Raw genomic sequence first — 19,081 nt, 5'->3', positions numbered from 1 at the left:
ATCACGGTGAAGCTGATCGCTCCGATCGCGATGGAAGAAGGTCTGCGCTTCGCAATCCGCGAAGGTGGCCGTACCGTCGGCGCCGGCGTGGTTGCAAAGATCATCGAGTAAGTTTTTGCCAGTCTCGTTGATCGACTAAGTGGTTTCGGGGTTGGCGATGCCGCCAACCCCAAAATGGTTTAGGGGTATAGCTCAACTGGCAGAGCGTCGGTCTCCAAAACCGAAGGTTGGGGGTTCGATTCCCTCTGCCCCTGCCAACTTCTCGCGCTTCGGCGCGGTGTTCTTTAAGGTGTTATGGCGAATCCTTCCGTCGAAACTGTTAATACTTCCAGTGACAAGCTGATGCTTGCGGCGGGCGTATTGTTGGTTGTGGCCGGGTTCGTAGGGTTCTACTGGCTCGGTAGCCAGGAGTGGTATGTCCGCGGTGCGGCGCTCGCAGTGGGCGTGATCGCGGGGGTGGTAGTCGGTCTTCTCTCGGCGCCCGGCAAGAGCTTCATCGCGTTTGCCAAAGACTCGTACAAGGAAGTTCGCAAGGTCGTCTGGCCGACTCGCAAAGAGGCCACGCAAACGACACTGGTGGTCTTCGGTTTTGTGCTGGTAATGGCCATCGTTCTGTGGGTCTGCGACAAATCCATCGAATGGGTGATTTTCTCGGCGATTCTGGGTTGGAAATGATATGAGCGATACACCGGCATCCCCGAGCGGCAAACGTTGGTATGTGGTGCACGCCTACTCCGGCATGGAGAAGAGCGTGCAACGTGCGCTTCAGGAGCGCATCGAACGTGCTGGCATGCAGGACAAGTTTGGCCAGATCCTCGTTCCGACTGAAGAAGTGGTCGAGGTGAAGGGTGGTCACAAATCGGTGACCGAGCGTCGTTTCTTCCCAGGCTATGTCCTGGTTGAGATGGAAATGACGGACGAAACGTGGCACCTCGTGAAGAACACGGCAAAGGTGACCGGTTTCGTCGGCGGGGCGCGCAATCGTCCGAGCCCGATTTCGCCGCGCGAAGTCGAAAAGATCATGTCGCAGATGCAGGAAGGCGTTGAGAAGCCGCGCCCCAAGACCCTGTTCGAAGTCGGCGAGATGGTCCGCGTGAAGGAAGGTCCGTTCACGGACTTCAACGGCAGCGTCGAAGAAGTCAACTACGAAAAGTCACGCGTCCGGGTTTCCGTCACCATTTTCGGTCGCGCCACGCCGGTCGAACTCGAATTCGGCCAGGTCGAAAAGCTGTAAATCGAATACTACGGATCGCGCCTCTGGTGCGATCCGTTTTTCCGCGCTTACGGTCCGCGTTATGGCCGTAGAGGAGCGCCAGTAGTCCAGTCGGCTGTAGATGTTGCCAAAGCAGTTGGCACAGCGAAGATCGTGGCGAGCGCGCGCTACCACTCACCAGAACGCTCACGCGTTCCAAAGAGGTTTTCAACATGGCAAAGAAAATCATCGGCTTTATCAAGCTGCAGATTCCTGCAGGTAAAGCCAATCCGTCGCCGCCGGTCGGACCGGCACTGGGTCAACGCGGCCTGAACATCATGGAGTTCTGCAAGGCGTTCAACGCGCAGACTCAAGGGATGGAGCCGGGTCTGCCGACGCCGGTCGTGATCACGGCTTTCGCGGACAAGAGCTTCACGTTCATCCTGAAGACGCCGCCGGCCACGATTCTGATCAAGAAGGCAGCGAAGGTCGACAAGGGTTCGGCCAAGCCGCACACCGACAAGGTCGCTACGATCACCCGCGCGCAAGCCGAGGAAATCGCCAAGACCAAGATGCCGGACCTCACGGCAGCCGATATGGACGCAGCGGTCCGCACGATCGCTGGTAGCGCCCGCTCGATGGGCATTGTCGTGGAGGGCGTGTAAATGGCTAAGGTTTCCAAGCGTCAAAAGGCACTGGCTGCCAAGATCGACCGCCAGAAGCAATACCCGATCGGCGACGCACTGTCGCTCGTGAAGGAATGCGCCACGGCGAAGTTCGACGAGTCGATCGACGTTGCAGTGCAGCTCGGCATCGATGCGAAGAAGTCGGACCAGGTCGTTCGCGGCTCGGTCGTTCTGCCCGCCGGTACCGGCAAGTCGGTCCGCGTTGCAGTGTTCGCGCAAGGTGAGAAGGCTGAGCAAGCCAAGGCAGCAGGCGCTGAGATCGTCGGTATGGAAGACCTCGCCGAACAGATCAAGGGCGGCAACCTGAACTTCGACATCGTGATCGCTTCGCCGGACACGATGCGCGTTGTCGGTACGCTCGGTCAGATCCTCGGCCCGCGCGGCCTCATGCCGAACCCGAAGGTCGGCACCGTGACGCCGGACGTGGCGACTGCGGTCAAGAACGCGAAGGCTGGTCAGGTGCAATTCCGTGTCGACAAGGCCGGTATCATCCACGCAACCATCGGCCGTGCATCGTTCGAGCCGACCGCGCTGCGCAGCAACCTGGACGCGCTCCTCGAAGCGCTGACCAAGGCGAAGCCGGCAACGAGCAAGGGCGTGTACCTGCGCAAGATCGCTGTCTCGAGCACGATGGGCGTTGGCGTTCGCGTCGACCAAACGTCGCTCGCAGCGTAATAGTTTTGCCGCGTTGAGGCTCCGCATCTTGATGAATGGGGCAGCAGCGCGGATTTAAAGGGCTTTGGGCGGTTGTGCAGCGGCAGTAAGCGCGGTGCAACCGGTTGTCAAAGACCGTTGGCGGAGGTGCAGCAGTTGGGTGCCTCCTTAATGCAAAGCCAACGCAGATGGCGAACCCGAAAAGGTTTTGAAGTGCTGATGTGAGCGGATGCAGGTGGTAACGCCTGACGATGCAAGCTGATTTACTCCGGACTGGTCGGTCGCCGTTGTTGAACGCGGCACATGTAGCGAAAGCAAAGTGTGTCGAATCTGGAGGTTAACCGTGCCACTGAACAAAGAAGGTAAGCAGGCCGTCGTGGCTGAAGTCTCCGCGCAAGTCGCGAAGGCTCAGACCGTCGTGTTGGCCGAGTATCGTGGAATCGCGGTTGGCGATCTGACCAAGCTGCGTGCGAAAGCGCGCGAGCAGCAGGTGTACCTCCGCGTGTTGAAGAACACGCTGGCGCGTCGCGCCGTCGAAGGTACCCCGTTTGCTCCGCTGGCAGAGCAGATGACTGGCCCCCTGATCTACGGCATCTCGGAAGATGCAATTGCTGCTGCGAAGGTCGTTAATGACTTCGCGAAGGGCAATGACAAGTTGGTCATCAAGGCTGGTTCCTACGAAGGCAAGGTGATGGACAAGGCAGGCGTGCAAGCGCTGGCCAGCATCCCGAGTCGCGAAGAACTGCTCTCGAAGCTGCTGTTCGTTATGCAGGCTCCTGTTTCCGGCTTCGCGCGTGCTCTCGCCGCGCTGGCGGAGAAGAAGCAAGCAGAAGCTGCCTGATTTCAGGCAGACGAACGAGCAAGAGCGAGCGAGAAAGATCGCTAGCTGTTTCCGAATTCAAATCTGGAGTAATTTCAAATGGCAATCGCAAAAGAAGACATCCTCGAAGCCGTTGGCTCGATGTCGGTTCTCGAACTGAACGAACTGGTCAAGGCATTCGAAGAAAAGTTTGGCGTGTCGGCAGCTGCTGTGGCAGTCGCAGGCCCGGCAGGCGGCGGCGCTGCTGCTGCTGCTGAAGAGCAGACCGAATTCACGGTCAACCTGCTCGAAGCAGGCGCGAACAAGGTTTCGGTCATTAAGGCCGTTCGTGAACTGACGGGTCTCGGCCTGAAGGAAGCGAAGGACCTGGTCGATGGCGCACCGAAGCCCGTGAAGGAAGCGGTGCCCAAGGCTGCTGCTGAAGAAGCGAAGAAGAAGCTGGAAGAAGCCGGCGCGAAGGCTGAAATCAAGTAAGTTTCAGCGCGCTGTGCGAAGGCTGGCGGTTTTTACACCGCCGGCCTTTTTGTGCTTTGTGGATTCTGCGTTTTTGTGTTCGATTTTTTAGAAGTCGGAGGCGGGATGCGGGACCTAGAAGCCAAAGAAAAACGTCTTTCGCTGGATGAGCGCCTCAAGGGCACCATCACGGCGCACGACGCTTCTCTTTGTCTTCTGAAGCGACTGCAGAAGGCAAGTTTGGTCGGGCAGCGGGCAAGTTATGACAAGCCGAAATCCGTTGCCGTCAGCCAGCGGTTGGTAGAGGCCAACCACCAAGCTTCCAGGGCTCGCGAAGCCATCGGGTCTCAGTCGGTGAACACTCGGGTCGTCCTACCCGCCGTGATTCGGAGATCGTATGCACTATTCCTTCACCGAGAAGAAGCGTATTCGCAAGAGTTTCGCGAAACGCCCCATCGTTCACCAGGTTCCTTTCCTGCTGGCTACCCAGCTTGAATCATTCAGCACCTTCCTGCAAGCAGAAACGGCGACCGCACAACGCAAACCGGAAGGTCTGCAGGCAGCGTTTTCGTCCGTTTTTCCTATTGTTTCCCATAACGGCTTTGCTCGTCTAGAGTTCGTCAGCTACATGCTGTCGTCGCCGGCATTCAACATCAAGGAATGCCAGCAACGCGGTTTGACGTACTGCTCGGCGCTGCGCGCGAAGGTCCGTCTCGTCCTGCTCGACAAGGAGTCGCCGAGCAAGCCCGTCGTGAAGGAAGTGAAGGAACAGGAAGTGTACATGGGCGAAATTCCGCTCATGACGCCGACCGGTTCGTTCGTTATCAACGGCACCGAGCGTGTCATCGTCTCGCAGCTGCACCGCTCGCCTGGCGTGTTCTTCGAACACGACAAGGGCAAGACGCACAGCTCGGGCAAGCTCCTGTTCTCGGCTCGTATCATTCCTTACCGCGGTTCGTGGCTCGACTTCGAGTTCGACCCGAAGGACGTGCTGTACTTCCGTGTTGACCGTCGCCGCAAGATGCCGGTCACGATCCTGCTGAAGGCTATCGGCCTCACGCCGGAACAGATCCTCGCGAACTTCTTCGTGTTCGACAACTTCACGCTGATGCCGGAAGGCGCGCAGATGGAGTTCGTGCCGGAGCGTCTGCGCGGTGAAGTCGCGCGCTTCGACATTAGCGATCGCGAAGGCAAGGTCATCGTCCAGAAGGACAAGCGGATCAACGCGAAGCACATTCGCGACCTCGAAACCGCGAAGACGACGTACATTTCGGTCCCCGAAGATTATCTGCTCGGCCGCGTTCTCGCGAAGAACGTCGTCGACGGCGACACGGGCGAAGTGATCGCGAACGCGAACGACGAGATCACCGAAAGCGTGCTCGAGAAGCTGCGCGAAGCGAAGATCAAGGACATCCAGACGCTCTACACGAACGATCTGGATCAAGGTCCGTACATCTCGTCGACGCTGCGTATCGACGAAACCGCTGACAAGATGGCCGCGCGTATCGCGATCTATCGCATGATGCGTCCGGGCGAGCCGCCGACCGAAGAAGCGGTCGAGGCGCTGTTCAACCGCCTGTTCTACAGCGAAGAAGCGTACGACCTCTCGAAGGTGGGTCGTATGAAGTTCAACCGCCGCGTGGGCCGTGACGAAATCGTCGGCCCGATGACGCTGCAGGACGACGACATTCTCGCGACCATCAAGATCCTCGTCGAGCTGCGCAACGGCAAGGGCGAAGTGGACGACATCGACCACTTGGGCAACCGTCGCGTGCGCTGCGTGGGCGAACTCGCGGAAAATCAATTCCGCGCCGGTCTCGTGCGTGTCGAACGTGCAGTGAAGGAACGCCTCGGCCAGGCCGAAAGCGAAAACCTGATGCCGCACGACCTGATCAACTCGAAGCCGATTTCGTCGGCGATTCGCGAGTTCTTCGGTTCGTCGCAGCTGTCGCAGTTCATGGACCAGACCAACCCGCTCTCGGAAATCACGCACAAGCGTCGTGTCTCCGCACTGGGCCCGGGCGGTCTGACGCGCGAGCGCGCAGGCTTTGAAGTCCGCGACGTGCACCCGACCCACTATGGCCGTGTGTGCCCGATCGAGACGCCGGAAGGTCCGAACATTGGTCTGATCAACTCGCTCGCACTGTACGCGCACCTGAACGAATACGGCTTCCTCGAAACGCCGTATCGCAAGGTCGTGGACAGCAAGGTGACCGACCAGATCGACTACCTGTCGGCGATCGAAGAAGGCCGTTACGTGATCGCTCAGGCGAACGCGGCAGTGGCCGAAGACGGCACGCTGACCGACGAACTCGTGTCGTCGCGTGAAGCGGGCGAAACGCTGATGGTCACGCCGGACCGCATCCAGTACATGGACGTGGCGCCGTCGCAGATCGTCTCGGTTGCAGCCTCGCTGATCCCGTTCCTCGAGCACGACGACGCGAACCGTGCACTGATGGGTTCGAACATGCAGCGTCAGGCCGTGCCTTGCCTGCGTCCGGAAAAGCCGGTCGTCGGTACGGGTATCGAGCGCACGGTTGCGGTCGACTCGGGCACGACGGTTCAGGCGCTGCGTGGCGGCGTGGTGGACTACGTCGACGCGGGCCGTATCGTGATTCGCGTGAACGATGATGAAGCTGTCGCCGGTGAAGTCGGCGTGGACATCTACAACCTCATCAAGTACACGCGTTCGAACCAGAACACGAACATCAACCAGCGTCCGATCGTGAAGATGGGCGACAAGGTTGCGCGCGGCGACGTGCTGGCGGACGGCGCATCGACGGATCTGGGCGAGCTCGCGCTCGGCCAGAACATGCTGATCGCGTTCATGCCGTGGAACGGCTACAACTTCGAAGACTCGATTCTGATCTCGGAGAAGGTGGTTGCGGACGACCGTTACACGTCGATCCACATCGAAGAACTGAATGTCGTTGCACGCGACACGAAGCTCGGACCGGAAGAAATCACGCGCGACATTTCGAACCTCGCAGAAGTGCAGCTTGGCCGTCTCGACGAGTCGGGCATCGTGTACATCGGCGCGGAAGTCGAAGCGGGCGACGTGCTCGTGGGCAAGGTCACGCCGAAGGGCGAAACCCAGCTCACGCCGGAAGAAAAGCTGCTGCGCGCGATCTTCGGCGAGAAGGCTTCGGACGTGAAGGATACGTCGCTGCGCGTGCCGTCGGGCATGAGCGGCACGGTCATCGACGTGCAGGTATTCACGCGTGAAGGCATCCAGCGCGACAAGCGTGCACAACAGATCATCGACGATGAACTGAAGCGCTATCGCCTCGACCTGAACGACCAGCTGCGTATCGTGGAAGGCGACGCGTTCCAGCGTCTCGCACGTATGCTCGAAGGCAAGGTCGCAAACGGCGGTCCGAAGAAGCTCGCGAAGGGTACGAAGATCGATCAGGCTTACCTGAGCGACCTCGACCACTACCACTGGTTCGACATCCGCCTCGCGGACGAAGAAGCAGCGGCGCAGCTCGAAGCGATCAAGAACTCGATCGAAGAGAAGCGTCACCAGTTCGATCTGGCCTTCGAAGAAAAGCGCAAGAAGCTTACGCAAGGCGACGAACTGCCGCCGGGCGTGCTGAAGATGGTCAAGGTGTACCTCGCTGTGAAGCGTCGTCTGCAGCCTGGCGACAAGATGGCAGGCCGTCACGGTAACAAGGGTGTGGTGTCGAAGATCGTTCCGATCGAAGACATGCCGTACATGGCCGATGGCCGTCCGGCAGACGTCGTGCTGAACCCGCTCGGCGTGCCGTCACGGATGAACGTGGGTCAGGTTCTCGAAGTGCACCTCGGTTGGGCCGCGAAGGGTCTGGGCTGGCGTATTGGCGAGATGCTTGCGCGTCAGACGAAGATTGCAGAGCTGCGTGAGTTCCTCACGAAGATCTACAACGAATCGGGCCACAAGGAAGACCTCGACAGCTTCAGCGACGACGAGATCCTCGAGCTCGCGAAGAACCTGCGCGAAGGCGTGCCGTTCGCAACGCCGGTGTTCGACGGTGCGACCGAAGAGGAAATGTCGAAGATGCTCGACCTGGCGTTCCCGGACGAGATCGCGACGAACCTCGGCATGACGCCGTCGAAGAACCAGGTGCGTCTGTACGACGGCCGCACGGGCGAGATGTTCGAGCGTACGGTCACCGTGGGCTACATGCACTACCTGAAGCTGCACCACTTGGTCGACGACAAGATGCACGCGCGTTCGACGGGTCCGTACTCGCTCGTCACGCAGCAGCCGCTGGGTGGTAAGGCGCAATTCGGTGGTCAGCGCTTCGGTGAAATGGAAGTGTGGGCGCTCGAAGCGTATGGCGCTTCGTATGTGCTGCAGGAAATGTTGACGGTGAAGTCCGATGACGTGACGGGCCGGACGAAGGTGTATGAGAACCTCGTCAAGGGCGACCACGTGATCGACGCGGGCATGCCGGAATCCTTCAATGTGCTGGTGAAGGAAATCCGCTCGCTCGGCATCGACATCGACCTCGACCGCAACTAATCGGACTACGGAGAGAAGGCAATGAAAGCTCTGCTCGATCTATTCAAGCAAGTCCAACAAGAAGAAGTTTTCGACGCGATCAAGATCGGTCTGGCATCGCCGGACAAGATCCGCTCGTGGTCGTTCGGCGAAGTGAAGAAGCCGGAAACCATCAACTACCGCACGTTCAAGCCGGAGCGGGATGGTCTGTTCTGCGCGAAGATCTTCGGGCCGATCAAGGACTACGAGTGCCTGTGCGGCAAGTACAAGCGCCTGAAGCACCGTGGCGTGATCTGCGAGAAGTGCGGCGTTGAAGTCACGCTGGCGAAGGTGCGCCGCGAACGCATGGGCCACATCGAACTGGCCTCGCCGGTCGCGCACATCTGGTTCCTGAAGTCGCTGCCGTCGCGTCTGGGCATGGTGCTCGACATGACGCTGCGTGACATCGAGCGCGTGCTGTACTTCGAAGCGTACGTGGTGATCGAACCGGGCATGACGCCGCTGAAGGCGCGGCAGATCATGACCGAAGAGGATTACTACAACAAGGTCGAAGAGTACGGTGACGAATTCCGCGCTGAAATGGGCGCGGAAGGCGTGCGCGAGCTGCTGCGCGCGATCAACATCGACGAACAGGTCGAAACGCTGCGCACCGAGCTGAAGAACACCGGCTCGGAAGCGAAGATCAAGAAGTACGCGAAGCGCCTGAAGGTGCTCGAGGCCTTCCAGCGTTCGGGCATCAAGCCCGAATGGATGGTGCTCGAAGTGCTGCCGGTGCTGCCGCCGGAACTGCGTCCGCTGGTGCCGCTGGACGGCGGCCGCTTCGCGACTTCGGACCTGAACGACCTGTATCGCCGCGTCATCAACCGTAACAACCGTCTGAAGCGTCTGCTCGAGCTGAAGGCGCCGGAGATCATCGTCCGCAACGAAAAGCGGATGCTCCAGGAAGCGGTTGACTCGCTGCTCGACAACGGCCGTCGCGGTAAGGCGATGACGGGCGCAAACAAGCGTCCGCTGAAGTCGCTCGCCGACATGATCAAGGGTAAGGGCGGTCGCTTCCGTCAGAACCTGCTGGGCAAGCGTGTGGACTACTCGGGCCGTTCGGTTATCGTGGTGGGTCCGACGCTCAAGCTGCACCAGTGCGGTCTGCCGAAGCTGATGGCGCTCGAACTCTTCAAGCCGTTCATCTTCAACAAGCTGGAAACGATGGGCGTTGCCACGACCATCAAGGCTGCGAAGAAGGAAGTCGAGAACCAGACGCCGGTGGTGTGGGACATCCTCGAAGAGGTGATCCGCGAGCATCCGGTCATGCTCAACCGTGCGCCGACGCTTCACCGTCTTGGCATTCAGGCTTTCGAGCCGGTGCTGATCGAAGGTAAGGCAATCCAGCTGCACCCGCTCGTTTGCGCGGCGTTCAACGCCGACTTCGACGGTGACCAGATGGCTGTTCACGTTCCGCTGTCGCTCGAAGCGCAGATGGAAGCGCGTACGCTCATGCTCGCGTCGAACAACGTCCTGTTCCCGGCCAACGGCGATCCGTCGATCGTGCCGTCGCAGGATATCGTGCTGGGCCTGTACTACGCCACGCGTGAAGCGATCAACGGCAAGGGCGAAGGCATGACGTTCACGGGCGTGTCGGAAGCGATCCGCGCGTACGAGAACAAGGAAGTCGAGCTGGCCTCGCGCGTGAACGTGCGTATTACCGAAATGGTCCACAACGAGGACAAGTCGGAAGGCGCACCGGCATTCGTGCCGAAGATCACGCTGTACGCGACCACGGTCGGACGTTCGATCCTGTCGGAAATCCTGCCGCCGGGTCTGCCGTTCTCGGTGCTGAACAAGCCGCTGAAGAAGAAGGAAATCTCGCGTCTGATCAACACTGCATTCCGCAAGTGCGGTCTGCGCGAGACGGTGATTTTCGCTGACCAGCTGATGCAGTCGGGTTTCCGCCTTGCGACGCGCGCCGGTATTTCGATTTGCGTGGACGACATGCTCGTGCCGCCGCAGAAGGAAACCATCGTCGGCGACGCTGCGAAGAAGGTGAAGGAGTACGACCGTCAGTACATGTCGGGTCTCGTCACCGCGCAAGAACGCTACAACAACGTGGTCGACATCTGGTCGGCAACGTCGGAAGCGGTCGGCAAGGCGATGATGGAACAGCTCGCGACGGAACCGGTCATCGACCGCGACGGCAAGGAAACGCGTCAGGAATCGTTCAACTCGATCTACATGATGGCCGACTCGGGCGCGCGGGGTTCCGCGGTCCAGATCCGTCAGCTGGCGGGTATGCGCGGCCTGATGGCGAAGCCGGACGGCTCGATTATCGAAACGCCGATTACCGCGAACTTCCGCGAAGGTCTGAACGTGTTGCAGTACTTCATCTCGACCCACGGTGCACGTAAGGGTCTGGCTGATACGGCACTGAAGACCGCGAACTCGGGTTACCTGACGCGTCGTCTCGTCGACGTCACGCAGGATCTCGTGGTCGTCGAGGAAGATTGCGGCACGTCGAACGGCGTGGCGATGAAGGCCCTCGTGGAAGGTGGTGAAGTCGTCGAAGCGCTGCGCGACCGTATTCTCGGCCGCGTTGCGGTGGCGGACGTCGTCAATCCGGAAACGCAGGAAACGATCTACGCTTCGGGCGACCTGCTCGACGAAGACGCGGTTGAAACGATCGAAAGCCTCGGCATCGACGAAGTGCGCGTGCGCACGCCGCTCACCTGCGAAACGCGTTACGGCCTGTGCGCTTCGTGCTATGGCCGCGACCTCGGTCGTGGTTCGCGCGTGAACGTCGGCGAAGCCGTCGGCGTGATCGCTGCACAGTCGATCGGCGAACCGGGCACGCAGCTCACGATGCGTACGTTCCACATCGGTGGTGCGGCGTCGCGTGCGGCAGTGGCCTCGTCGGTGGAAGCCAAGTCGAACGGTACCGTGCGCTTCACGGCGACGATGCGTTACGTCACGAATGCGAAGGGCGAGCAGGTTGTCATCTCGCGTTCGGGCGAAGCCATCATCGCCGACGATCACGGCCGCGAGCGCGAGCGTCACAAGGTGCCGTACGGCGCGACGCTGCTGCAGCTCGATGGCGCGGCAATCAAGGCTGGCACGCAACTCGCAACGTGGGATCCGCTCACGCGCCCGATCATCACTGAGTACGGCGGTACGGTGAAGTTCGAGAACGTCGAGGAAGGCGTGACGGTCGCGAAGCAGATCGACGATGTCACGGGTCTGTCGACGCTCGTCGTGATCGACGTGAAGCGCCGCGGTTCGCAGGCTGCGAAGAGCGTGCGTCCGCAGGTCAAGCTGCTCGACGCGAACGGCGACGAAGTGAAAATCCCGGGCACGGAGCATTCGGTGCAGATCGGCTTCCAGGTCGGCGCACTGATCACCGTGAAGGACGGTCAGCAGGTGCAGGTGGGTGAAGTGCTCGCACGTATCCCGACCGAAGCACAGAAGACGCGTGACATTACCGGTGGTCTGCCGCGTGTGGCGGAACTGTTCGAAGCACGTTCGCCGAAGGACGCAGGTATCCTGGCGGAAGTCACGGGTACGACGTCGTTTGGTAAGGACACGAAGGGCAAGCAGCGTCTCGTTATCACGGACCTCGAAGGCAATCAGCACGAGTTCCTGATCGCGAAGGAAAAGCAGGTGCTGGTCCACGACGGTCAGGTCGTCAACAAGGGCGAAATGATCGTGGACGGCCCGGCCGATCCGCACGACATCCTGCGTCTGCAGGGTATCGAAGCGCTGTCGCGTTACATCGTGGACGAAGTGCAGGACGTGTACCGTCTGCAGGGCGTGAAGATCAACGACAAGCACATCGAAGTGATCGTGCGTCAGATGTTGCGTCGTGTGCAGATCACCGACAACGGTGATACGCGCTTCATCCCGGGCGAGCAGGTCGAGCGTTCGGACATGCTGGACGAAAACGACAAGATGAATGCCGAGGACAAGCGCCCGGCAACGTACGAGAACGTGCTGCTCGGTATCACGAAGGCATCGCTCTCGACCGATTCGTTCATCTCGGCGGCATCGTTCCAGGAAACGACGCGCGTGCTGACGGAAGCGGCGATCATGGGCAAGCGCGACGATCTGCGTGGCCTGAAGGAAAACGTGATCGTCGGCCGTCTGATTCCGGCTGGTACGGGTCTCGCGTTCCACAAGGCGCGCCGTGCGAAGGAATCGTCGGATCGCGAGCGTTTCGACCAGATCGCAGCGGAAGAAGCGTTCGAGTTCGGTACGCCGGAAACCCCGGCCGTCGAGCAGCCGCAACTGCCGCATACGACGGACGAGTAAGCGTGGGCGGCGCAAGCCGCCTTGTGCCCTCGCAAAAGCCGCCTGGTATTCACCGGGCGGCTTTTTTTATTGGCGCTGGCGCTTCTCGCTCGCGCCTGCGGCCTCGTGCCGCAGTGCCGGCCCGCTCGCTGCGAACATCGGTCAGGCGTGCTAACGTAGCGCGCCAAGTCAGCCTGTGTGGGGCTTTTCGCACGACACTGGCGGCATTTATCTGAATCTGGAGGCGGTAATCATGTGGGTGGTCGGGGTCGGTCTCATCCTGAATCTGGTGGCGTGTGTCGCCAGCTTTTCGCAGCTACTGCATCACGTCAGCAATCAATCTGCGGCGAACTTCTTCGCGACCTTCCTCGTGATGTGGGCGTTCCTCATCATCGGTTTCATCATGCTGCTGGCGGGCCGGGTCAAGGGCGGCGCCGCGCTGCTGACGATCGGCTCGCTGATGTTCGTCGGCGCCAACGTCGTGCTCTTCGGGGCCAACGTATTCGCGATCGCCGCCGCGGTCGTGGCCGTTGTGACGATCGCCGGTGCGGTTCGCATTGCGTGCCGACGCCAAACCGCCTGACGAACTCCGCTTCACCCTGGTTGTCTGCGTTCGCGGCCTGGGCGCGGTCCCCAGGGGCCTCTTCTGGCCGAACGGCCAATCGACGCGTACCTGTAGGCGTCATCTGTCGCCACCATTTTTGCTTTTGCGATCGCGCCAGGCGGTGTGCGCAGCGTTCATTTCCAGTTGGGTAACCGCTTCCAAAGCCGGTGCGGTGCCTCGACCTTTCGGCTAACGTTGCTTGAAGTGCGGTTTGAGGAGCGCTGCGGTTGGTAGAATGCGCCGACCGCTTCAGAATCCTGTGCCCTTCATGTCCCGCTCCCTCGAAATCCTCAACGAAGTCTTCGGCTATCCCGCGTTTAGAGGGCAGCAAGCCGAAATCGTCGAGCACGTCGCCGGGGGCGGCGATTCGCTGGTGCTCATGCCGACCGGCGGCGGCAAATCACTCTGCTACCAGATCCCTGCACTTGTGCGGCACGAAGCCGGGCTAGGTGCCGGCATCGTCGTGTCGCCGCTCATCGCGCTCATGCAGGACCAGGTGGCCGCGCTCACAGAAGTGGGCGTGCGCGCCGCTTTCCTCAATTCGACGCTCAGTGGCGCTGAAGCGGCGGCTACCGAGCGGGCGCTGCGCGAAGGCGATCTCGACCTGCTTTACGTCGCACCCGAGCGCCTCATGACGCCGCGCTTTCTCGACCTGCTCGAGCGCACGCGCATCGGGCTCTTCGCGATCGACGAAGCGCATTGCGTCTCGCAATGGGGCCACGACTTCCGGCCCGAATACATCCAGCTCTCGGTGCTGCACGAGCGCTTTCCGAACGTGCCGCGCATCGCGCTTACGGCAACCGCCGACGACATCACGCGCGACGAGATTGCGCACCGGCTCGCGCTCGACGACGCACGCGTGTTCGTCTCGAGCTTCGACCGGCCGAACATCCGCTACCGCATCGTCGAGAAGGACAACGCGCGCTCGCAACTGCTCGACTTCATCCGCGCGGAGCACACGCGTGCCGACGGCACCACGGATGCGGGTGTCGTGTATTGCCTCTCGCGCCGCAAAGTCGAGGAAACAGCGGAGTGGCTGAAAGGGCAGGGGCTGCGAGCGCTGCCGTATCACGCCGGCATGGAATTCGAGGTGCGCCAGAAGCACCAGGAGCTGTTCCAGCGCGAGGAGGGCGTGGTGATGTGCGCCACCATCGCATTCGGCATGGGCATCGACAAGCCGGACGTGCGTTTCGTCGCGCATCTGGATTTGCCCAAGAGCGTGGAGGGCTACTACCAGGAAACCGGCCGCGCGGGGCGCGACGGGCTGGCGGCCAATGCGTGGATGGCCTATGGTCTCGGCGACGTGGTACAGCAGCGCAAGATGATCGACGAGTCCGAAGCCGACGACCAGCACAAGCGTGTGCAGACGGGCAAGCTCGACGCGTTGCTTGGCCTGTGCGAGGCGGCCACGTGCCGGCGCGTGCGGCTGCTCGCGTACTTCGGCGAAGAGAGCAAGCCGTGCGGCAACTGCGATACCTGCCTCGAGCCGCCCGACACGTGGGATGCGACGCGTGAGGCGCAAATGGCGCTCTCCTGCGTGTTCCGCGCGCAGCGCGCGAGCGGCTTTAATTTCGGCGCCGGCCACCTGATCGACATCCTGCGCGGCAACCGCAACGAGAAGATCCTGCAGCGTGGGCACGAGAAAATCTCCACCTTCGGCATCGGCGCGGCGCTTTCGGAACCGGAATGGCGAGCAATCTTCCGCCAACTGGTGGCGTTCGGTTATCTCACTGTCGACCACGACGGCTACGGTTCGCTCGTGCTCACCGAGGCGAGCAAGCCGGTCCTCAAGGGCGAGCAGAATGTCACGATGCGCCGCTACGTGAAACCCACGCGTACGCGCACGTCGTCGAGCCGCACGAGCGAGCGCGCCGATCCGACCCTTGGCATGAGCCAGCGTCAGCGCTCGCGCTGGGAGCGCCTGCGCCTGTGGCGCACCGAAACCGCGAAGAGCGAAGGGGTGCCGGCCTACGTCATCTTCCACGACGCCACGCTGGCGGAAATCGCGCGCAACGGCCCGGAGTCGGTGGACGAGTTGCGCGACATTCCGGGCATGGGGGCGCGCAAGCTCGAACGCTTCGGCGAGGAACTCGTCGAGGTCGTCGGCGAGGAATAAGGCGCAGCCTTTCCCTCTGGTATTCCAGGCGCCGCTGGATTGTCACGGCACTGTCACTTCTTCCGTCGTCCGAAATGTCGCAAGCCGTTGACTCGCTTGGTATTTTCGGAATATGATGTTGGGTTCCGGTCTTTGGGATGTCCGTGCTCGTCAAATGATTTGACGAAAACTAACGTCAATTGCCGAATTCCGGAGTTCGATACGCATGCGTTTCCGCTTTGCCCGGAAATAAATGCGTCGATTTTGTTCAATTTCAGGAATAAACAATGCCAACCATCAATCAACTGGTTCGCAAAGGCCGCGCTTCGGAAGTTACGAAAAGCAAGTCGCCGGCCCTGCAGGACTGCCCGCAGCGTCGCGGCGTGTGCACTCGCGTGTACACGACGACGCCGAAGAAGCCGAACTCGGCACTCCGTAAGGTCGCCAAGGTGCGCCTGACGAACGGCTTCGAAGTCATTTCGTACATCGGTGGTGAAGGCCACAACCTGCAAGAGCACTCGGTCGTGCTGATCCGCGGCGGCCGTGTGAAGGACTTGCCGGGTGTGCGTTACCACATGGTTCGCGGCTCGCTGGATACCCAGGGCGTCAAGGATCGTAAGCAGGCTCGTTCGAAGTACGGCGCAAAGCGCGCCAAGGCTGCGAAGTAAGAGTCCGCAGTTAGTCGCGCAGTTAGTCGTACGGGTCGTCTGTTCGCAGGCGATAAAAGCGACAGGTGCCGGATTGGCCGGTGCTGTCGAGTAAGTGGTCACCCGACCAGGCTGGTAAGTCGTAATGGATGAATCGGGTTAGTTGGTGACCGCGGAGCGCAAGGGATTCAACCTGCGCTTCAACTGAAAAGTTAAAGGAAGAAACATGCCGCGTCGTCGCGAAGTCCCCAAGCGGGAAATATTGCCGGATCCGAAGTTCGGCAACGTTGATGTAGCCAAGTTCATGAACGTGCTGATGCTCTCCGGCAAGAAGTCGGTTGCCGAGCGTATCGTGTACGGCGCTTTCGAACAGATCCAGACCAAGGGTGGCAAGGACCCGCTGGAAGTGTTCACTGTCGCGCTCAACAACGTGAAGCCGGTGGTGGAAGTGAAGAGCCGCCGCGTTGGTGGTGCGAACTATCAGGTTCCGGTCGAAGTGCGCCCCTCGCGTCGTATGGCATTGGCGATGCGTTGGCTGCGTGAAGCCGCGAAGAAGCGCAGCGAGAAGTCGATGGCTCTGCGTCTGGCAGGTGAACTCTCCGAAGCGGCCGAAGGCCGTGGCGGCGCGATGAAGAAGCGCGACGAAGTTCACCGGATGGCAGAAGCGAACAAGGCGTTCTCGCACTTCCGCTTCTAAGAGAAGACCCCTACCGGGGTTTGCTCAAAAAACGGAAAAAAATTCCGGGCGGGTGCGCTTATCGAGCGCCTCGCCCGTTTGTGTTCAGGCGCGTTGGGATCAACCCGGTCGGGATGACCCGGCGCGCACCTCCTGATAGAGGATCAAAGTGGCTCGCAAGACTCCTATCGAGCGCTACCGTAACATCGGTATTAGCGCTCACATCGACGCCGGCAAGACGACGACGACCGAGCGCATTCTGTTTTACACCGGCGTGAACCACAAGATTGGTGAGGTTCACGACGGCGCTGCCACCATGGACTGGATGGAGCAAGAGCAGGAGCGTGGCATCACGATTACCTCGGCTGCTACCACTGCCTTCTGGAAGGGCATGGGCGGCAACTACCCCGAGCACCGCATCAACATCATCGACACCCCGGGCCACGTCGACTTCACGATTGAAGTCGAGCGCTCGATGCGCGTGCTCGACGGTGCGTGCATGGTCTACTGCGCCGTGGGCGGCGTGCAGCCGCAGTCGGAAACGGTGTGGCGTCAGGCGAACAAGTACAAGGTTCCCCGTCTCGCGTTCGTCAACAAGATGGACCGTACCGGCGCGAACTTCTTCAAGGTCTACGACCAGCTGAAGACGCGTCTGAAGGCGAACCCGGTTCCGGTCGTGGTGCCGATCGGCGCAGAAGACACGTTCACGGGCGTGGTCGACCTGATCAAGATGAAGGCGATCATTTGGGACGAGGCCTCGCAAGGCACGAAGTTCGACTACGTCGACATCCCGGCTGAACTCGTTGACACGTGCAACGAGTGGCGCGAGAAGATGATCGAGTCGGCGGCCGAAGCCAGCGAAGAGCTGATGGAAAAGTACCTCGGCGGCGAAGAGCTGTCGGAAGCCGAAGTCGTCAAGGCACTGCGCGACCGTACGATCGCGTGCGAAATCCAGCCGATGCTGTGCGGCACCGCGTTCAAGAACAAGGGCGTGCAGCGCATGCTCGACGCCGTGATCGACTTCCTGCCGTCGCCGGTGGATATCCCCCCGGTCAAGGGCGAACTCGAAAACGGTGAAACGGCAGAGCGCCGCGCAGCCGACGACGAAAAGTTCGCGGCACTCGCGTTCAAGATCATGACCGACCCGTTCGTCGGCCAGTTGATCTTCTTCCGCGCGTACTCGGGCATCGTCAACTCGGGCGACACCGTGCTGAACTCGACCAAGGGCAAGAAGGAACGCCTCGGCCGTATTCTGCAGATGCACGCGAACAACCGTGAAGAAATCAAGGAAGTTCGTGCGGGCGATATCGCCGCAGCCGTTGGCTTGAAGGAAGCGACCACGGGCGACACGCTGTGCGATCCGCAGAACCCGATCATCCTGGAACGCATGGTGTTCCCGGAGCCGGTGATTTCGCAGGCCGTCGAGCCGAAGACCAAGCCTGACCAGGAAAAGATGGGCATCGCCCTGAACCGCCTGGCGCAGGAAGATCCGTCGTTCCGCGTCCAGACGGACGAGGAATCGGGCCAGACCATCATTTCGGGTATGGGCGAGCTCCACCTCGAAATTCTGGTCGATCGTATGAAGCGCGAATTCGGCGTGGAAGCAACCGTCGGCAAGCCGCAGGTTGCGTACCGCGAAACGATCCGCGCGACGGCGAAGGACGTGGACGGCAAGTTCGTCAAGCAGTCGGGTGGTCGCGGCCAGTACGGTCACGCGGTCATCACGCTCGAGCCGAACGAGCAGGGCAAGGGCTACGAGTTCCTGGACGAGATCAAGGGCGGTGTGATTCCGCGCGAATACATCCCGGCGGTGGACAAGGGTATCCAGGACACGCTGAAGGCAGGCGTGCTGGCGGGCTTCCCGGTCGTCGACGTGAAGGTTCACCTGACGTTCGGTTCGTACCACGACGTCGACTCGAACGAAAATGCGTTCCGCATGGCCGGTTCGATGGCGTTCAAGGAAGCCATGCGCAAGGCGCAGCCGGTCATCCTCGAACCGATGATGGCCGTTGAAGTCGAAACGCCGGAAGACTACATGGGCAACGTGATGGGCGACCTGTCGGGCCGTCGCGGTATCGTCCAGGGCATGGAAGACATGGTTGGCGGCGGCAAGATCGTTCGCGCCGAAGTGCCGCTGTCGGAAATGTTCGGCTACTCGACGTCGCTGCGCTCGCTGACGCAAGGTCGTGCAACGTACACGATGGAATTCAAGCACTACGCAGAAGCACCGCGTAACGTGGCCGACGCGATCATCAGCGCGAAGGCGAAGTAAGCATCGGCGCTCATTTGAGCACGCAGCGGGCCTGGCATGGGCTGGGTCCGCGTAGCACAGTCACCGATTCACCACTTTTTTGAAAGAAGAGAAACATGGCAAAAGGTAAATTCGAACGGACCAAGCCGCACGTGAACGTGGGCACGATCGGTCACGTTGACCACGGCAAGACCACGCTGACGGCAGCGATCACGACGGTTCTGACCGCGAAGTTCGGCGGCGAGGCG

At 60.8% G+C, this 19,081-nt stretch carries 15 protein-coding genes and 1 tRNA gene; all 16 read left to right on the top strand.

Annotated elements, in window-relative coordinates; translation table 11 throughout:
• Positions 1-111: EF-Tu C-terminal domain-related protein (locus JMY28_RS38400; RefSeq protein WP_080366219.1), on the top strand; the 111-nt coding region annotated here is incomplete at its 5' end.
• Positions 112-181: 70 nt separating this feature from the next.
• Positions 182-257: transfer RNA gene (locus JMY28_RS38395), tRNA-Trp, on the top strand.
• Between the two features lie 37 nt (positions 258-294).
• Positions 295-675 carry a preprotein translocase subunit SecE gene (secE, locus tag JMY28_RS38390; RefSeq protein WP_201701083.1) on the top strand — a complete coding sequence of 127 codons (381 nt, stop codon included), beginning with the start codon at positions 295-297 and terminating at the stop codon, positions 673-675.
• Between the two features lies 1 nt (position 676).
• Positions 677-1,234, top strand: a complete 558-nt coding sequence (gene nusG / locus JMY28_RS38385; RefSeq protein ID WP_028208939.1) for a transcription termination/antitermination protein NusG — start codon at positions 677-679, stop codon at positions 1,232-1,234.
• 191 nt (positions 1,235-1,425) lie between these two features.
• Entirely contained in the window at positions 1,426-1,857 is a 432-nt protein-coding gene (gene rplK, locus JMY28_RS38380; protein ID WP_028222170.1) for a 50S ribosomal protein L11, read from the top strand.
• Complete coding sequence (rplA, locus tag JMY28_RS38375) at positions 1,858-2,553, top strand: 50S ribosomal protein L1 (protein ID WP_028208937.1); 696 nt, start codon at positions 1,858-1,860, stop codon at positions 2,551-2,553.
• Positions 2,554-2,875: 322 nt separating this feature from the next.
• A complete protein-coding gene (gene rplJ, locus JMY28_RS38370; RefSeq protein WP_201701082.1) occupies positions 2,876-3,373 on the top strand; it encodes a 50S ribosomal protein L10 in 498 nt (165 codons plus the stop codon).
• Between the two features lie 78 nt (positions 3,374-3,451).
• Entirely contained in the window at positions 3,452-3,826 is a 375-nt protein-coding gene (gene rplL / locus JMY28_RS38365; protein ID WP_027821097.1) for a 50S ribosomal protein L7/L12, read from the top strand.
• Between the two features lie 376 nt (positions 3,827-4,202).
• The gene (gene rpoB / locus JMY28_RS38360) at positions 4,203-8,309 is read left to right on the top strand and encodes a DNA-directed RNA polymerase subunit beta (protein WP_201701081.1); all 4,107 of its coding nucleotides are present in this window, start codon (positions 4,203-4,205) and stop codon (positions 8,307-8,309) included.
• 21 nt (positions 8,310-8,330) lie between these two features.
• Positions 8,331-12,581: a DNA-directed RNA polymerase subunit beta' gene (gene rpoC / locus JMY28_RS38355; protein ID WP_201701080.1), complete on the top strand. Its 4,251-nt coding sequence runs from the start codon at positions 8,331-8,333 to the stop codon at positions 12,579-12,581.
• Between the two features lie 232 nt (positions 12,582-12,813).
• Positions 12,814-13,143, top strand: coding sequence for a hypothetical protein (locus JMY28_RS38350; RefSeq protein WP_201701079.1), 330 nt, complete (start codon positions 12,814-12,816; stop codon positions 13,141-13,143).
• Positions 13,144-13,432: 289 nt separating this feature from the next.
• Positions 13,433-15,280 carry a DNA helicase RecQ gene (gene recQ / locus JMY28_RS38345; protein ID WP_201701078.1) on the top strand — a complete coding sequence of 616 codons (1,848 nt, stop codon included), beginning with the start codon at positions 13,433-13,435 and terminating at the stop codon, positions 15,278-15,280.
• A 266-nt stretch (positions 15,281-15,546) separates the two neighbouring features.
• Positions 15,547-15,927: a 30S ribosomal protein S12 gene (rpsL, locus tag JMY28_RS38340; RefSeq protein WP_042272969.1), complete on the top strand. Its 381-nt coding sequence runs from the start codon at positions 15,547-15,549 to the stop codon at positions 15,925-15,927.
• A gap of 205 nt (positions 15,928-16,132) precedes the next feature.
• Positions 16,133-16,603 (top strand): 30S ribosomal protein S7, encoded by a 471-nt coding sequence (gene rpsG / locus JMY28_RS38335; protein ID WP_134747566.1) that lies wholly within the window; start codon positions 16,133-16,135, stop codon positions 16,601-16,603.
• Positions 16,604-16,751: 148 nt separating this feature from the next.
• Positions 16,752-18,854, top strand: a complete 2,103-nt coding sequence (gene fusA / locus JMY28_RS38330) for an elongation factor G (RefSeq protein WP_201701077.1) — start codon at positions 16,752-16,754, stop codon at positions 18,852-18,854.
• A gap of 95 nt (positions 18,855-18,949) precedes the next feature.
• Positions 18,950-19,081 (top strand): GTP-binding protein (locus JMY28_RS38325; RefSeq protein WP_236597250.1); only part of this gene is annotated, 132 nt, incomplete at its 3' end.

It is taken from the genome of Paraburkholderia hiiakae (assembly GCF_904848665.1).
Lineage (GTDB): Bacteria > Pseudomonadota > Gammaproteobacteria > Burkholderiales > Burkholderiaceae > Paraburkholderia > Paraburkholderia hiiakae.
Note: the sequence above shows the minus strand (reverse complement) of the source record. Positions and strands in the feature narration are given on the sequence as shown.

Excerpts from the sequence above, each read along its gene's own strand:
- secE (WP_201701083.1), top strand. The coding sequence starts at position 295 with ATGGCGAATCCTTCCGTCGAAACTGTTAATACTTCCAGTGACAAGCTG.
- nusG (WP_028208939.1), top strand. The coding sequence starts at position 677 with ATGAGCGATACACCGGCATCCCCGAGCGGCAAACGTTGGTATGTGGTG.
- rplK (WP_028222170.1), top strand. The coding sequence starts at position 1,426 with ATGGCAAAGAAAATCATCGGCTTTATCAAGCTGCAGATTCCTGCAGGT.
- rplA (WP_028208937.1), top strand. The coding sequence starts at position 1,858 with ATGGCTAAGGTTTCCAAGCGTCAAAAGGCACTGGCTGCCAAGATCGAC.
- rplL (WP_027821097.1), top strand. The coding sequence starts at position 3,452 with ATGGCAATCGCAAAAGAAGACATCCTCGAAGCCGTTGGCTCGATGTCG.
- rpoB (WP_201701081.1), top strand. The coding sequence starts at position 4,203 with ATGCACTATTCCTTCACCGAGAAGAAGCGTATTCGCAAGAGTTTCGCG.
- rpoC (WP_201701080.1), top strand. The coding sequence starts at position 8,331 with ATGAAAGCTCTGCTCGATCTATTCAAGCAAGTCCAACAAGAAGAAGTT.
- JMY28_RS38350 (WP_201701079.1), top strand. The coding sequence starts at position 12,814 with ATGTGGGTGGTCGGGGTCGGTCTCATCCTGAATCTGGTGGCGTGTGTC.
- recQ (WP_201701078.1), top strand. The coding sequence starts at position 13,433 with ATGTCCCGCTCCCTCGAAATCCTCAACGAAGTCTTCGGCTATCCCGCG.
- rpsL (WP_042272969.1), top strand. The coding sequence starts at position 15,547 with ATGCCAACCATCAATCAACTGGTTCGCAAAGGCCGCGCTTCGGAAGTT.
- rpsG (WP_134747566.1), top strand. The coding sequence starts at position 16,133 with ATGCCGCGTCGTCGCGAAGTCCCCAAGCGGGAAATATTGCCGGATCCG.